Raw genomic sequence first — 15,538 nt, 5'->3', positions numbered from 1 at the left:
GTTCTCCTAGAGCTTCTGCCGGTAGACCCTGTTGTCCGGTCCGCGCACGACGGTCCACGCGGAGCCGTCCGGACCAGCAGTAGCACCGACGGCGCCGACGAGCGAGTTGCTCGGGAACTCGGGCCGGTTGAACCAGCCGCCCCAGACGCCGGCGGAGGAGTTGATCTGCCAGAGCGTGTAGTCGCTCGCGCGTGCGAACAGGTAGATGCGGTCCTGGTGCTCGACCAGGGTCGGGCTGCCGGAGATCACGCCTCCGAGTGACGTCCACTCGCCGCCCGCGATCGGCCGCACCCACACGGCGTCGGCGGCGGTGCGGACGGCCACCTGACCGCCGGCGACGCTGGGCCTGCCGTAGATCGGGGCGTCACCGGGCGCACCGAGCGGGGCCCACGTGCCCTGGTAGCGCCAGACCTTGCCGTCCTCACCACGGGCGACGATCGTGCCGTCTGCGGAGACTGAAGGCGCGTCGGTGAGCTTGCCGCCCAGCGACTTCCACGAGCCCCATCGTCCGTTGTGGAGTGTCCGCTGCCAGGCGCGGTTGTCGTTGCCGCGCACCGTCACCTCGACGTCCGTGCCGACGGTGCGGACGGCGGGCTGGCCCTGGATCGCCTTGCCGAGGCCCGACCACTTGCCGTTCTTCAACACCTTGAGCTCGCCGCCCGTGCCTCGGCTGAACACCAGCGCCTCGTCGCCGACCCGTGCGATCGCGGGCGACGCCGTGGCGTCGGAACCGACCGCCTCACCGGGAACGAGGTCCGTGCCGCGCAGCTTGAGCATCGCGGTGCCGTGCGGAGGAACCGTCACGGTGTACCTGTCCGTGGCGCTGCCCCGGTCGGCGCGAGCACGCAGGTCGCGCACGGCGACGGTGCCCTTCAGGCCTGCTGCGGCGAAGTCCACGGTCATCTCGGCGGGCACGTCCCGGCGGTTGAGCAGCACGACCGAGCGCTCGCCCTTGCGGGACAACACCTTGCTGTACACGTCGGTGTCGCCGGTCGTGGCGACCCGGACGCCCTGGACCGCCAGCGGGTCCTGGTTGACCGCGAGGATCTCCGGGTTCTTGAGCGTGCCGACCATCGACGGCGGCAAGGTGCGCGGGTCCGAGCCGATGATCAGCGGTGAGGACATCTGCGCCCACATCACGAACTGCGAGGTCGACTCCTCCTCGTTGAGCTCGTAGGTGCCCTGCTGCGTCCTGCGCATCGGGATCAGGTAGTCCGGGTCGTTGTAGTGGCCGGGGCCGTTCGACTCGGGGTGCGCGGCGTTGCGGTCCATGTTGCGCAGCACGTCGCGCCAGATGCCCTCGTACGGCGTGCCGAACGCGATGTCCGTGGTGGTGCGCCACGAGTCGCCGTGCAGCGGGCCGAACGTGTAGGAGATGTCGGCGGTCTGGTCGGGCGTGTGCGGGACGCCCCACTCGCTGGTGACCGGGTTGCAGATGTTGAGGATCATCGGCCGTCCGGCCTTCTTCAACGCCTTGCTGAAGTCCGCGTACGCCTGCGCGGGCTTGAGGTTCGCCGCGATGCCGCACAGGAAGTCGACCTTCACGGCGTCGAACTTCCAGTCCGCGAACCGCTTCGTGTCCTTCTCGTAGAACCCGCCGCCGCTGCCGGCCGCGCAGTTCTTGCCGTCGGACGGTCCGGCGTCGGTGTAGATGCCGGCCTTGAAGCCCTTGGCGTGCAGGTCGGAGACGAGCTTCCTGATGCCTCCGGGGAACTTCTCCGGGTCCTCCTGGAGGTCGCCCTTCGCGTCCCGCGGGGTCGGCGCGGTCCAGCCGCCGTCGATCCACAGGAGCCGGTACCCGGCGTCGCGCATCCCGCTGCTCACCAGGAAGTCGGCGATGCCCCGGATCTCCTTCTCGCTCGGCGCGCCGAGACCGTAATACGTGTTCCAGCCCATGTACGGGGTCTTGGCAACACCGCTGTCGTAGTAGGTGGGCGCTCCCTGGTCGTCACCTGCGTGAGCGGGTGTCGCCACCAAAGACATCAAGGCGATGGCCAACGCGACTCTGCGAACCGACATGCCCGTGAGCCTCCCTCCTGCCCATCAGCAGTGTCAAGAATAATTCCTAATTTATGTGTAGTAAGCTGACGGCCGTGAGCTACCGCTACGAGATCACCCAGGCAGTCGTGCGGCAGGGCATCATCGCGATCGTGCGCACCGCGTCCGCCGACTCCGCCGTCCAGGCCGCCGTTCCACTGCTGGACGCGGGCGTCACGTCCCTCGAACTGCCGCTGACGAACCCCGGTGCGCTGGAAGCGATCCGGCACCTGCGCGCGCACTACCCCGCCGCCACGATCGGCGCGGGATCCGTGCTGGACGAGGCTTCCGCCGTCGCCGCGGTGCGGGCCGGCGCGCAGTTCCTGGTGGCGCCCAACCTCCAGGAGTCGGTGATCCGGGCCGGGCACCGGTACGGGGCGGCGGTCCTGCCCGGCACCGGAAGCGTGTCCGAGGTCGTGCAGGCGTTGGAAGCGGGAGCGGACGCGGTGAAGGTGTTCCCCGCGCCCACGCCTCAGTGGGTGAAGGACGTGCTCGCCGTGCTGCCGTACGCACCCCTGGTGCCCACCGGTGGCGTCGCTCCGGCCGACGTTCCGGCGTGGCTGGAGGCCGGCGCGGTGGCGTGCGGGGTCGGGTCGGCCCTCTCCCGCACGCCGATCGAGGAGATCAGGGCTCTCATTCGCTCCTGAGCACGACCACGTCGGCGTCGTTCGCAGCGGTCCAGCAGAACGGCAGCCCGACGTGAGTCAGGTGCGCCGCCGAGTAGACCCGGCCGTTGTCGTCCACATAGGACTGCGCGGTCAGGCCCCTCAGCCTCACCCGGGACGACCGGCCGGGCACCATCGGCACGCCGGTCAGCGAACCGGTGTTCCAGGCCAGCACGACGACCCAATCTTCGCCGTTGTACTGGATCGCGTCGTTCAGCAGGTGCGCGTCGCCGCCGTGGACGACGTCACGGATCTCCTTGTACCGGGCGATCAGCGCAGCCGCTTCGGAGCGTTCCTCGGCCGACCAGTGCCGCACGTCCGCGCCGATGCCGAGCACGCCGGCCATCGCCAGCACGAAGCGGAACTTCAGCGAACGCGGGCGCGCGTCGAAGAAGCCCGGTGCGTCCGTGACCCACGACGACATCAGGTGCGGCGCGTGCATGTGCAGGAAGCCGTGCTGGATCTTCAGCCGGTCGAGCGGAGCCGTGTTGTCGCTGGGCCACACCACGTCCGTGCGCGCGGTCGTGGCGAGGTCCGTGCGACCGCCGCCACCCGCACAACCCTCGACCAGGACGTGCGGGTGCTTCTCCCGCAGGTGGTCGAGCACGCGCCAGTAGTTGCGGACGTGGGCGTCGTCCAGCTCGCCGGCGCGTTCGGTGGCCGGACGGTTCATGTCCCACTTCAGGTAACCGATTCGGTAGTCCGTCAGCAGCCTGTCCAAAGTGGAGACAACGAACTCGTAGACCTCGGGCAGACCGAGGTTGAGCAGCAACTGGTTGCGGATCAGCGTGGGCTCGCGGCCCTCGATCCGGTACACCCACTCCGGGTGGTCGGCGTAGAGCCGCGACTTCGGGCTGACGGACTCCGGTTCGACCCACAGACCGAACTCCAGGCCCATCCCCCGCACGTCCTCGACGAACGCGCCGAAGTCCGGCGACTCCGGGTACCAGTCGCCGAGGCCGCCGGTGTCGTCGTGGCGGCCGGTGAACCAGCCGTCGTCCACCACGAACAGCTCCACGCCCAGGTCTGCGACGATGCGGGCAAGTTCGAGCTGTTTCGGCAGGTCGACCTCGAACCCGGTCGCCTCCCAGGAGTTGTAGAGCACGGGCTTGCGGGCCGGCCGGGAGCGCGACCGGTCGTAGGCGTGCCAGACGCGGGCGAGGTCGTCGGTCGAGTACGCGAGCGCGAGTTCGGGCGTCGTGAACGTCTCCCCCGGCGCGATCTCGACCGGGCCGAGCATCCCGGCACGGACGCGCGTGAGCCCCGATGGCTCGACCTCGGCCGTGATCTCCCACGAACCGGACCACGCCAGCGACACGCCCCACGTGTCGTCCACGGACAGCCAGGGCGCGTAGTTGTGCCCAGGAACGCCGTAGGAGCTGCCGATGCGGAACCCGCCCGCGGGCAGGGTCACGTGGTCCAGTTGGAACTCGCGGGACCACTCACCGTGCAGGAACGACAGCCGTGGCTGCCGCACGGGCAGGCACACACCCGCCGATCCGACTCTAACGAGACGGACCGTCTCGTCTCGTTGGTTGGTGACCTCAACCCAGCGCGCGAGCACGTCGACGCCGGGTTCTGGCCGGTAGCAGAGGACGGTGCGCAGGCCGGCGACCTCGTCGACGAACGCCAGCCGGAGCACGCCGCCGGCCTCGGAGGCGCTCTCGAAGGTGAACCACGAGTCGCCGTCCACCTCCAGGTCGGCGCCGGTGAACGGGCGCTCGCCGCGGGGCGCGTACTCGACGGGCGCCGCGTCGGCCTCGGTGATGAAGTGGATGTCGCCGAGGTTCGCGTATGCCGACGGGCCTTGTTCGACGCCGTGCGGGCCCCAGGCCACGAGTTCGGCCCACCGGCCACCCGGCTCGATGGCCACCGTGTACGACGTGGTCGCCATCCGAAGCGTCCACTGGTTCATTTCACCGCTCCCACCGCGAGTCCGGAGATGAAGTGCCGCTGGAACCGCAGGAACACGGCCACGGTCGGGATCGCCGCGATCACCGAGCCGGCCGCGATCACGTTCCAGTTCGAGACGTACTGGCCCTGCAACGCCAGCAGCGCCGGGGTCACCGGCATGACGGCGGAGGACCGCAGCACGGTGATCGCCCACAGCAGGTCGTTGAAGATCCAGGTGAACGCCAGCGCCGCGAGAGCCGCCAGCGCCGGCCTGGTCATCGGCAGCACGATCCGCCAGAAGATCTGCACGGGTCCGGCGCCGTCGATGGTCGCCGCCTCCTGCACCTCGTTCGGCATCGCGCGCATGAAACCCTGCAGCACGAACGTGTAGAAGCCCAGTCCGAAGCCGACCTGCACGACGATCAGCGCGAACAGCGTGTCGTAGATGCCGAGCAGCTCGGTCAGCTTCGACACCGGCACCAGCAGGATCTGCGGCGGCAGCAGGTTGCCCGCGAGCATCAGCAGGATGATCGTGCGCCGGCCCGGGATCGCGAACCGGCTCAACGCGTACGCCGCCGCCGAGCTCAGGGCCAGCGACAGGAACACCGTCGGGACCGTGACGACGACGCTGTTCCACATCGCGCCCGAGCCGCCGTTCGTCCACGCGTCGGCGAACCCGGCGAGGGTGAACGACCGCGGGAGCGACGCGAGGCCGTTGGCGGCGATGTCGTCGAAGCTGCGGACCGCCGTGACCAGCACGGCCACGATCGGCAGCAGCCACAGCACGGAGATCGTGCCCGCGACGGCGTGGAAGACGCGGTTGGACATCAGTTCTCCCGGAACGCGCGGACGAGGTAGGTCACGATCACGCCGAACGCCAGCACGAAGATGACGACGGCCAGCGCGCTCGCGTAGCCGAGTTTCAAGGACTGGAAGGCGGTCGAGTACATGTACGTGCTGAGCAGCTCGGACGAGTGGTAGGGGCCGCCGCGCGTCATCGACCACACGACGTCGAACGACCGCAGCGAGTCGATCACGATCACCGACAGCACCACCGAGTTGACCGAGCCGAGCTGCGGCCAGGTGATGTGCCTGAACTTCTGCCAGGCCGTGGCACCGTCCAAAGTGGCCGCCTCGTACAGTCCGGGGTCGATTCCCTTGAGCCCGGCCAGGTACAGCACCATGACGTACCCGACCTGCCGCCACAGCGCCGGGACCAGCACCGCGTAGAGCGCGGTGTCCGGGTCGGCGAGCGGACTGCTGTCGAAGATCCCGCCTGGCTGGTAGAGCACCTGCCAGATCAGCGAGGTGGCCACCAGCGAGAACACGACGGGCACGAACAACGCGGCCCGGTAGACGCCGACGCCGCGGCGTTCCTTCTGCAGCAGCACGGCAAGGCCGAGACCGCCCACCGCGGACAGGCCGCCGAAGAGCACGAGCCAGATCGCGGTGTTGGTGACGGCGGTGTGGAAGACCGGGTCGTCGATCATCCTGGCGTAGTTGTCGAGCCCGACGAACTGGGGCGGCGAGACGCCGTCCCAGTTCGTCAGCGCGAGCCAGAACCCCTGCAGCGCTGGCCAGAAGACCCAGAACCCCTCCACCACCAACGGGACGAGCACGAACAGCAGCAGGATCGGAGGGACCCTGGTGGAGCTCCTGGTCATGTCAGCTCGACCACACCTGCTGCGCGGCCTTCTGCCAGTCCGCGAGGATCGTGTCCAGCTGGTCGGGCTGCTGGAGGAACTTGATCAGCGCGGCGTCCGCCGTGGGTTGCAGCGCGTCGCTGGAGTCGCGGTTGAAGAACTGGGTGATCTCCGCGGCCTCCTTGAGGTGCGCGCGGCCCTTGGTGACCAGTGGCGTGCCGGAGTCCTTGGCGTTCGGGTGCGTCGGCAGGACCGTGCCGGACGAGGCCTTGATGTAGGCCTCCTGACCCTCCGCCGTCGCCGCGTAGGTCAGGAACTCCTTGAGCTCCTTGACGTGCGGTGACTTGGCGCTCGCGAAGAAGCCGTCGGTCGGGCCCTCCTCCGCCAGCGGCACGTTCGGGTCGATGATCGGGAACCGGAAGAAGTCGATGTCGTCGATCGCGTCCTTCGGTGCCGCGTCCGCGAAGAACGCGCCGGTGAGCAGCATGCCCGTGCGACCCTGAAGCATCGCGGTCGTGGCCTCCTGGAAGCCGATCGCGGTGCCGTTCGGGTCGGTGTACGGCAGGACCTCGCGCCACGGCGTGAAGATCGCCTTGACCTTCGGGTCGTCGAACTTCTGCTTGCCCGCCAGCAGTTCCCGGTGGAACGGCGCGCCGTTGACGCGGATGTTGAAGTAGTCGAACCAGCTCGACGCGGTCCACGGCGAGTCCGATCCCGCGCCCATGCCGAGCGGGACGACCCCCTTGCCCTGCAACACCTTGCACAGGTCGACGAACTCGGTCCACGTCTTCGGCGGGGTGACGCCCCACTTGGCGAAGTTGGACCTGCGGTAGAAGAAGCCCCACCAGTAGTACGTGGTCGGCACGAACACCTTGCCGCTCAACGTCTTGAACGACTGCGGGTAGTCGCCCATCGTCTGCCAGACGTCGCTGATGTCGAGCAGCAGGCCCTTCTCCTCGTACCCCTTCAGCAACGCGCCGGGGTACCAGGTGAAGAGGTCGGGAGGGTTGGCCGAGGTGAGGTAGCTCGGCAGCTGGGTCCGGAAGGTCTCGGAAGCGACGGTGTTGACCGAAGCCTGCGCGCCCAACCTGGCGTTGAACGCCTTCACCAGTGCGTCGATCGCCGCCTTCGCCGCGGGCGCCGACAGGTTCGACTGGATCGTGGCCGTGCCCGCGGTCTGGGTGACCGGGCCGGAGGACGCCGAGGTGGCGCAGGAAGCGGTGCCGCTGACCAGCAACCCGGCTCCCGCGGCGGCGGTGACGCGGAGGAAGTGACGCCTGTCCATGGATGAGAAGAGTGCGCGCTGACCATGATCAAGTCAAGAATAATTCATAATTTATGATGTGCCGTATGCTCTGACCTCATGAACGAGAAGCGGCTGCGGGGCGTGCACGGCCAGACCGTCGAGGCGCTGGCCGGCAGGATCCTGGCCGGCGAGATCGGCGAGGGCGACACGCTCGACCTCCCGGCGCTGCGCGAGGAACTCGACGTGTCGCTGACCGCCCTGCGCGAGGCCCTGAAGGTGTTGTCGGCCAAGGGCATGATCGACGCGCGCCAGAAGCGCGGCACGTTCGTGCAGCCGCGGTCGTCGTGGAACCTCCTCGACACCGACGTGATGCGCTGGCAGACCGAAGCGGGCTCCGACCAGGGCCTGTTCGGCGAGCTCACCGAGATGCGCGTGATCGTCGAGCCCGCCGCCGCCCGCCTGGCCGCCGAACGGGCCTCGGACGCCGACGTCGAGGCCTTGTCAGCCGCCCTGGACCGCATGGCGTCCGCGCGCGACCTGGCCGCGACCGTCCGCGCGGACCTGGAGTTCCACCGCCTGCTGATGGCCGCCACGCACAACACGTTCCTGACGCAGGTCGAACGGATCATCGCGATCGGGCTGGCGGAGCGGGACAAGCTGGTGCACGGGACCGTCGAGGACGACCCGGTGCCGTCGCACCGCGAGGTGGTGGACGCGATCCGCCGGCGTGATCCTGAAGCGGCGTACGAGGCGATGCGGGCGCTGGTCGACAAGTCGGGCGCGGACCTCGACCGGCTGCGCTGACTCTTAATCGATACGACACCATCGGGTACCGGTAAGACGGTTGTGAAAGACATTCACGTCCGTCAGCATCGGGCCTCATGCGTCTGATCACGCTCGCCGCCGTCGCAGCCCTGGCGGTCTCGGCCGCGCCCGTCGCGGTCGCGGCCCCCGCCGCACCGAGGATCGCCACCTACAACGTGTTCATGCTGTCGCGGAACCTGTACCCGAACTGGGGGCAGGTCGCCCGCGCCGACCTGATCGACAGCACCGGTGTGCTGAACGGCCAGGACGTCGTGGTGCTGCAGGAGGCGTTCGACAACACCGCCTCCGACCGGCTGCTCGCGAACCTGCGCGACACCTACCCGCACCAGACGCCGGTGCTGGGTCGCAGCAGGGCCGGGTGGGACGTGACGAGCGGGCGGTACAGCGACTCTACGCCCGAGGACGGCGGTGTCGCGGTGCTGAGCCGGTGGCCGATCACCACGCGGGTGCAGCACGTCTACCGCGACGGGTGCGGTGCGGACTGGTTCTCCAACAAGGGTTTCGCGTACGCGCGGATCGAGGCGCCGTCCGGGCCCATGCACGTGATCGGCACGCACATGCAGGCCGAGGACTCGACGTGCACCAGCGCGCCCGGCGGTTATCGGGCGAAGCAGCGCGCGGAGATCAGGGCGTTCCTGGCCGCGCGGAACATCCCCGCCTCCGAACCCGTCTACGTGGCGGGCGACATGAACGTGATCGGGGCGAGCGCCGAGTTCGCCGCGATGGTGGCGGAGCTCGGCGCCCGGACGCCTCAGATCGGCGGGCACCCGTTCTCGTGGGACTGCGCGGACAACAGCGTCTGCCGGGACCAGTACGGGCCGGAGTACGCGTCCGAGCAGCTCGACTACGTGCTGACGGTCCAGGGTCCGTTGCTGCGCAACGAGACGCGGCGGGTGAAGAGTCCGGAGTGGTCGATCTGGTCGTGGGGGCGCAAGTACACCTACAACGACCTGTCCGACCACTACCCGGTCTTCGCCGGCTGAGCGGAAGCGCAGCGATTCGGGCGCCGGGAACGGCGTCCGTCAGCCCAGTGCGCTGACGAGCCGCCTCGCCTGCACCACCGCCTTGCTCGTTCCCTTGCGGGCGGCCACTTCCGCCAGTCCCTCGACGGTGCCGCCCGGCGAGAGCTGCTGGGCCAGTTCGACCGCCAGCTCCACCAGGTCCGCGACCCTGTTGTGCGGCCACGTCTTCGGCAGCGCGGTCGCCACCAGGTCCCACACCTGCCTCACCGCACCGGACCGGGCAACGTCGCGCAGGCACGGGACGACCCGGTTCAGCGCCAGCTCGCCGCGTTCCAGCAGCACGCCGACGACCTCGCCCAGTGCTGTGCCGTCGAGCTGGCCGCGCGAGGCGAGGATCAGCAGGGCGTCGACGGCGTGGGCTCGGCCGACCGTCGCCTCGGCGCCGAGGCCGCACGCGAGCGCTAGGTGCAGGGCGGTGCCGATCGGGCCGTCCGCCTCCGCGAGGGCCGGGAGCAGCGCGCCGTCGTCGCCCTTCGACTCGCGGCGGATCGCGAGGTGCGGCACCAGGTGTGCGGCGACGACCTCGCGTTGCGCGGGCAGGACGGCGGGCCAGGACGGGAGCATGACCTCCCACTCGTTGTACCCGTTCCAGTGCCGTTCCGGTTCGGGCAGGCCGGGGTCGAGCGTCACGAACAGCCGCTTCTCCAGCTTCGCAGGCGCGATGTAGCCGTAGCGCGTGGAACGGGTGCGCTCGACGAGTTCGACGACCGGATCGGAGAGGTCGGTGAGCCACTCCCGCAACAACTTTCCCGCGGTGCCGTGCAGTGACGCGAAGGCCTCGGGCCGGGTACCGCGGGGCAGCCGGTGGTAGGCCTGCCTGAGGTCCTGCGGCCACGGCTCCCACTCCTCCGCCTCGGCCTTCGCGAGCCGTTCGAGGAGCGTCTCGGGGTCGAGCAGGCCGGACATCTCGGTGGGCGTGGACACCAGGAACGGCCTGGGTGACCTGATCAGGCCCCTCGCGATCTCGCTCAGCCTCTCGGCGAGGTACTGGCCGGGTGTGCTCGGCCGCGTCGGCCGTTCCACCTGGCCGTTCGGCTCCGCGGGCACGGCCACGGCGGCGATGATCGCGAAGAACTCCGCCCGGCAGTCAGGCCTGGCGTGGTCGACGGGCTCGTCCAGGTCGAAGCGGAGTCTCATCCACGAGTGCTTGTCGTAGATCGGCTCGAACGCGGTCGCGACCGCCTCGCGGTCCTGCCAGGCGAACCTGACCACGGCCTCGACGATGCGTTCCACGCCGACCGGGTCGACGAAGGACGTGGTGCGGGCGACCAGGCCGCGCACCTCGCCCGTCAGCTCGTCGAGCGTCGCGATCGGTTCCGGCCACGGGCGCGGCGTGAACGGGGCGAGCTCGGCGGTGTCCTCCGCGACCGCGTCGGCACCGAGTTGGGCGGCGAGGTCGGACGGCAGCCCTTCCGCCAAGGCCAGCAGGTCGGCACGGGTGGTGTCGCTGATCTTCGCCTGGTGCTTGGCGATCAATGCGACCGCCTGGCCGCGCAGGTCGTCCGACTCGTGCGCGAACAGCTCGGCCGCGGTCAGCACGACCTCGTCCGGACGCGCCTTGGCGTGCTTGCCGAGCCACGTCAGCTGGGTGCGGACGAGCTTCTTCTCGGTGCGGCCGAACACCCACCGGCTCGCGTCGCACAGCAGGTCGAAGTCGAGCTTTCCCCGCTCGTCCAACGACTTCAGCCTGTCCTGCGCCTCTGCGGCCACCGTGGAACGCGAGTCCGGCAGCATCGCCACGTAGTCCCGCACGTGCTCGGCGACCTCGTCCGGCGTGACCCCGATGGCCCGGTGCAGTTCCAGGAACCCCTTCACGTCCGCCGGCGAGCCGCCCTGCTGCAGGCGCGCGAGACAGCCGTCGAGGAGCTGCCGCCGGTCCATCCGGGCGCACAGGACGGCCTGCGTCGACCGCGCGTCCCCGAAGTACCAGCCCGAGCCGGGGACCTCCAGCATCCGGGGGAACAGCACGTCGAAGCCGGGACGCCACGGCTCGTGGTCGCCGAACGCCAGGAAGTGCAGCACGAACCCGTCGGAGTCGGGCGGGTTCTCCCCGCAGAACGCCAGGATCACGCGCAGCAGGTCGTGCCGCGAGAGTTCGCGGGTCGGCATCCTCGCGGCCAGCCGTGCGACGAGATCGGGCAGCCACGCGGGCTCGCGGTGCCGGAGCACGTCGATCACGACCGCGGTCCCGCTCTTCGGGTTCTTCGGGTGAGACCAGAGCGCGTAGCGGACCAGCCAGGGCGTGAGGGCCGACGCGCTGGGCAGCAGTCCGGCGCCCGCGACCATCAACGTCTCGCGGTGGCGCCAGCTCCCGTCCCCGGTCCGGTGCTTCTTCTCGTACGGCACCAGGTCCGCCGCGCGTTCCTTGCGCTCCTCGGGCGTGAGGCTCTTCAGCACCTCGCCGAGTGCGAGCACCTGGTCGGACTCGATCAGCGCCTGGATCCGGTCGAAGCTCATGCCGTGCCTCCGAGAGCGCTCGCGAGCCGCTTCGCCTGCACCACGGTCTTGCTCGGGCCCTTGCGGGCGGCCACTTCCGCGAGTCCGCCGACCTCACCGCCCGGTTTCAGCGACTGGGCCAGTTCCACGGCGAGCTCCACGACGTCGGACGCCCTGTTGTGAGTCCACAGGCGCGGGAGCACCGTGCTCAGCGCGTCCCAGATCTGTTGTGCCGCACCGGAACGGGCAGCGTCGCGCAGACCGGGCAGGACCCGGTTCAGCACCACGTCACCGCTGTCGAGCACCTGGCCCAGGAGATCGCCGAGCATCCGGCCGTCGAGCTGCGAGCGGGCCGCGAGGACCAGCATCGCGTCGACCGCGTGGGCCCGGTTGACGGTCAGTTCGGCGCCGAGCCCGTAGACGAGGGCGAGGTGCAGGGCCGGACCCGCCGGTCCGTGGGCCTCGGCGAGCATCGGCAGGAGCGGCCCGTCGCTGCCCTTCGAGGCCGTGCGGGCGCGGAAGTGCGGGATCAGGTGAGCTGCGACGACCTCGCGGTGAGCGGGCAGCGCGGACGGCCACCACTCGATCATCAGACCCCACTCGTCGTGACCGCGCATGCTCAGTTCCGGCTCCTCCAAGCCGGGAAGGACCACGGCGTACAGGCCCGTGTCGGTGGGCGGCGGTGACTGCCAGCTGTAGTCGTAGGTGTAGGTCCGCTCGGTGACGGTGATCTCGGGATCGGTCCTCGACGCGAGCCACTCGCGGACCTTGCCGCCCGCCTTGCTCGTGAGCGCCGAGAACAACGCGCCGTCGGTGTCGCGGGGCAGGCGCGCGACGGCCTGCATCAGGTCGCGCTGCCACGGTTCCCAGCCCTCGGCCTCCGCGCGCGCCAGGCGTTCGAGCAGGACGGCGGGGGCGATCAGGCCGGACATCTCGGTGGGTGTGGAGACCAGCGCCGGCTTCGGCAGGTGCACGAGCCCCTTCGCGATCTCGTGCATCCGCTTCGCGAGGTCGTCGGCCGGCCGCGGCTGTTCCGCCCTGCGGTTGCGGGCGAAGTCCAGCTCCGTGCTCACCTGCTGCTTGAGCGGCTTCGGTTTGCGGCGCGCGGCGATGATCACGTTGATGAACTCCGACCGCGGGTCGTGGTCGTCGTCGGGGTGTTCCTCGCGGTAGCCGAACCACGCGTGCTTGTCGTAGAGCGGCTGGATCGCCTTGTGCAGCGCTTCTCTTTCCTCCCAGGCGAACCGAACGAGCGCCTCGACGATCCGTTCCGTTGTGGACGGTGCGAGGTTGTAGGAGTTGCGGGCGAACGCGCCCATCAGCTCGGCGGTCAGCTCGTCGAGGGTGGCGATCGGCTCGGGGAACGGAGCCGGCGCGAACGCCGCCAGTTCCACGGCCTGTTCCTCGGTGGTGGTGCCGCCCAGCTGTGCCGCGAGATCACCCGGCAGTTGCTCGGCCAAAGCCAGGATCTCGGACCGGGTCGCGTCGCCGAGGTGCTTGGCGACCAGCTTGACGGCCTGGCCGCGCAGGTCGGCGGACTCGTGCCCGAACAGCTCCGCGACGGTCAGCACGACCTCGTCCGGCCGTGCGCCGACGTGCTTGGCGAGCCACGTGAGCTGCGAGCGGACGAGCTTCTTCTCGGTGCGGCCGAAGACCCACCGGCTCGCGTCGCAGAGCAGGTCGAAGTCGAGCCTTCCCGCGTCGTCGCACCGCTGCAGCTGGTGCTGCGCGAGATTCGCGACCACGGACCGCGAGTCCGGCAGCATCGCGACGTAGTCCCGCGCGTGCTCGACCGCCTCGTCCACCGTGACCTGGACGACCTCGTGCAGCGCGAGGAATCCCTCCACCTCCTTCGCCGCACCGCCCTGCTGGAGGCGGGAGAGGCAGGCGTCGAACAGCACCTTCCGCTCGGCGCGGTCGCGCAGGAACAGCCTCCAGTGCCGGTTGTTCGCGAGGATCGCCCCCGAACCGACAGCCCCGAGCATCCGCGGGATCAGCGCGTCGAAGGCGGGCCTCCACCTGGTGTGGCCGCCGAAGTCCATGAAGTGCAGCAGGAACCCGTCCGAGTCGGGAGGGTCCTCCCCGCAGAACGCCAGCACCACCTGCAGTAGGTCGCGGCGCCAGCGCTCCCGTGACGGCATCTTGGCGGCGAGCCTCGTGACGAGGTCGGGCATCCACGGGAGGTCCCGGTGCCGCAGCACGTCGATCAGCACCGCGATCCGGTCGGTGTCGTAGTGCGCGGAGACCCGGTAGCGGATCAGCCACGGCGCGAGCGCGGACGAGCTGGGCAGCAGACCGGCACCCGCGATCGCGAGCATCGGCCCGTTCTCCCAGCGCCCGTCACCGGCCCGGTGCGCCTTCTCGTACGCGATCAGGTCCTTCGCGCACGCCTTGCGCTCCTCGGGCGTGAGGGACTTCAGCGCCTCCCCGAGCGGACCGCACTCGTCGGCCTCGATCAGCGCCTGGATCTTCTCGAAGCTCACGCCCTGCCCCTGACCATGTCCGCCGCCAGCACGTGCTTGCACTTGCCGCGCCCACCGCGGTACTCGGCCCACCACTGGCAGGTGCACGCCTCACCGTTGACCCGATAGGAACCGACCACAGCGGTGTCGCCGTCCCAGCTCACGGCGTTCTGCGCGACAAGTGCCTTCGCGTTGCGCAGCCGGGGGTTCATGGCCTCGACGTCGATGCCGCCGTAGGGCAGTTCGCGGTGGAAGTACGACGCTTCGGCGAGGTCGTAGCCCACCCGTCCGGCGGTTCCGAGCTGTGCCAGGGCGTCTCTGACCCTGGCGGGGGTGAGGCCGGAGCGGTCGGCGAGGTCCGCGACGTCCACGCGCGGTTCGAAGTCGAGGAGCGCGCCGACGAGTTCGGCGTCGGTGTCGGCGTCCCCGGCCGCGAGTCCGTCGAGGACGGCGCCCTCACCGGACAGGCCGCGCGTCACCTCGGGTGAGAGGACGAGCGTCAGGCGTTGCGAACCGAGGTCGACCTCCCAGCCGCTCGCGACCGGTTTTCCGTCGGCGGGCGGGCCGTACAGGCGGACGGCCTTCGCGAAGCGCAGCAACGGGAGGAGCGTTTCGAGGCGGTTCGGGCCGGCGAGGCACACGGCGTTCGCGGAGGCCGTTCCGCTGAGCCTCAACGACTTCCCGGACGGCACCGCCCAGACGGCCGCGCGACCCTTGGGCAGCGTCTTGAGGAACCGCTGCGCGTCCATCGGAGACAGTTCGGCCTTCAGGCCGAACCTCGACGTGAGGACCTGGGTCTCGGCGAAGCCGCGCAGCCAGCGCGGCGGCAGCGGCACCTTCTTCTCCACGACCGCGCCGTCGAGCGTGCCGACCTCGACCTGGTCGGGCCCGACCGTGAGGTGCAGCGGGTCGCCCTTCGTGACGCGGGCGAGCGCGCGGCGCAGCGGTTCGTTGACGTCGACGTTCGTGGTGCCGCGGTCGTGCACCTCGCCGTCGAGCGCGTCACCCAGCACGTCCAGGCGCGCGTAGACGCCGCAGCAGCCGGAGAACGACTCGAAGCGCAACCGGTCACCGTTGCACGTGACGACCGGGTCGCGGAGGCGTTCGTTCGTGGGCTGGAAGTAGCGGGTGCCCGCGATCTTGGCGATGGCGAGCAACGCCGTGGCGGCCTGCTGCGAGTCGCCGAGGAACCCGGTGAAGAAGCGCGGGTTCGGCGCCCTGCCGCCGGAGGTCTGCAGTCCCAGGGCGCGCCGCGTCTCGTCGAGCCGCGAGTCGGCAACGTAGGCGTACGAGTGCATCGCGCCACTTT

The 15,538-nt window shown here is 70.0% G+C and carries 11 protein-coding genes; 3 read left to right on the top strand and 8 right to left on the bottom strand.

The genetic code is table 11. The features are described 5' to 3' along the window. Nucleotides 1-6 precede the first annotated feature (6 nt). Nucleotides 7-2,019: a hypothetical protein gene (locus tag ACFWN2_RS09975; protein ID WP_382426324.1), complete on the bottom strand. Its 2,013-nt coding sequence runs from the start codon at nt 2,017-2,019 to the stop codon at nt 7-9. A gap of 74 nt (nt 2,020-2,093) precedes the next feature. Between ACFWN2_RS09975 and ACFWN2_RS09970 the strand changes: the two genes are divergently transcribed. Next, nucleotides 2,094-2,684 carry a bifunctional 4-hydroxy-2-oxoglutarate aldolase/2-dehydro-3-deoxy-phosphogluconate aldolase gene (locus ACFWN2_RS09970; RefSeq protein ID WP_382426322.1) on the top strand — a complete coding sequence of 197 codons (591 nt, stop codon included), beginning with the start codon at nt 2,094-2,096 and terminating at the stop codon, nt 2,682-2,684. Here ACFWN2_RS09970 and ACFWN2_RS09965 read toward each other — a convergent pair. The 4 genes from ACFWN2_RS09965 to ACFWN2_RS09950 are packed head-to-tail and all read right to left on the bottom strand — an operon-like array spanning nt 2,671 to nt 7,523. Next, nucleotides 2,671-4,617 carry an alpha-galactosidase gene (locus tag ACFWN2_RS09965; RefSeq protein WP_382426321.1) on the bottom strand — a complete coding sequence of 649 codons (1,947 nt, stop codon included), beginning with the start codon at nt 4,615-4,617 and terminating at the stop codon, nt 2,671-2,673. The two genes, ACFWN2_RS09970 and ACFWN2_RS09965, sit on opposite strands and share 14 nt — an antisense overlap. Then, nucleotides 4,614-5,423: a carbohydrate ABC transporter permease gene (locus ACFWN2_RS09960; RefSeq protein WP_382426319.1), complete on the bottom strand. Its 810-nt coding sequence runs from the start codon at nt 5,421-5,423 to the stop codon at nt 4,614-4,616. Before ACFWN2_RS09960 ends, ACFWN2_RS09965 begins: the two co-directional genes overlap by 4 nt. Continuing rightward, nucleotides 5,423-6,259 carry a carbohydrate ABC transporter permease gene (locus tag ACFWN2_RS09955; RefSeq protein WP_382426318.1) on the bottom strand — a complete coding sequence of 279 codons (837 nt, stop codon included), beginning with the start codon at nt 6,257-6,259 and terminating at the stop codon, nt 5,423-5,425. Before ACFWN2_RS09955 ends, ACFWN2_RS09960 begins: the two co-directional genes overlap by 1 nt. Before the next feature lies 1 nt (nt 6,260). After that, nucleotides 6,261-7,523, bottom strand: a complete 1,263-nt coding sequence (locus tag ACFWN2_RS09950; RefSeq protein ID WP_382426317.1) for an ABC transporter substrate-binding protein — start codon at nt 7,521-7,523, stop codon at nt 6,261-6,263. A 78-nt stretch (nt 7,524-7,601) separates the two neighbouring features. On the opposite strand from ACFWN2_RS09950, the gene ACFWN2_RS09945 reads away from it, so the two are divergent. Beyond that, nucleotides 7,602-8,288 carry a FadR/GntR family transcriptional regulator gene (locus ACFWN2_RS09945; protein WP_382426316.1) on the top strand — a complete coding sequence of 229 codons (687 nt, stop codon included), beginning with the start codon at nt 7,602-7,604 and terminating at the stop codon, nt 8,286-8,288. Nucleotides 8,289-8,365: 77 nt separating this feature from the next. Then, nucleotides 8,366-9,292 (top strand): sphingomyelin phosphodiesterase, encoded by a 927-nt coding sequence (gene sph, locus ACFWN2_RS09940; RefSeq protein WP_382426314.1) that lies wholly within the window; start codon nt 8,366-8,368, stop codon nt 9,290-9,292. Nucleotides 9,293-9,331: 39 nt separating this feature from the next. Here sph and ACFWN2_RS09935 read toward each other — a convergent pair whose 3' ends face one another. Genes ACFWN2_RS09935 through ACFWN2_RS09925 form a run of 3 tightly spaced genes read right to left on the bottom strand, consistent with a single transcriptional unit; the run spans nt 9,332 to nt 15,527 of the window. Beyond that, on the bottom strand, nt 9,332-11,788 hold the full coding sequence (locus ACFWN2_RS09935; protein WP_382426313.1) for a DUF6493 family protein: 2,457 nt from the start codon (nt 11,786-11,788) through the stop codon (nt 9,332-9,334). Then, entirely contained in the window at nt 11,785-14,250 is a 2,466-nt protein-coding gene (locus tag ACFWN2_RS09930) for a DUF6493 family protein (RefSeq protein WP_382426312.1), read from the bottom strand. Before ACFWN2_RS09930 ends, ACFWN2_RS09935 begins: the two co-directional genes overlap by 4 nt. After that, nucleotides 14,247-15,527: an SWIM zinc finger family protein gene (locus ACFWN2_RS09925; protein ID WP_382426310.1), complete on the bottom strand. Its 1,281-nt coding sequence runs from the start codon at nt 15,525-15,527 to the stop codon at nt 14,247-14,249. The genes ACFWN2_RS09930 and ACFWN2_RS09925 overlap by 4 nt, the downstream gene beginning before the upstream one ends. Nucleotides 15,528-15,538 lie beyond the last annotated feature (11 nt).

It is taken from the genome of Lentzea sp. NPDC058436, assembly GCF_042721515.1.
Lineage (GTDB): Bacteria > Actinomycetota > Actinomycetes > Mycobacteriales > Pseudonocardiaceae > Lentzea.
The sequence above is the reverse complement of the archived record's forward strand: the minus strand, read 5'-3'. Positions and strand labels throughout refer to the sequence as shown.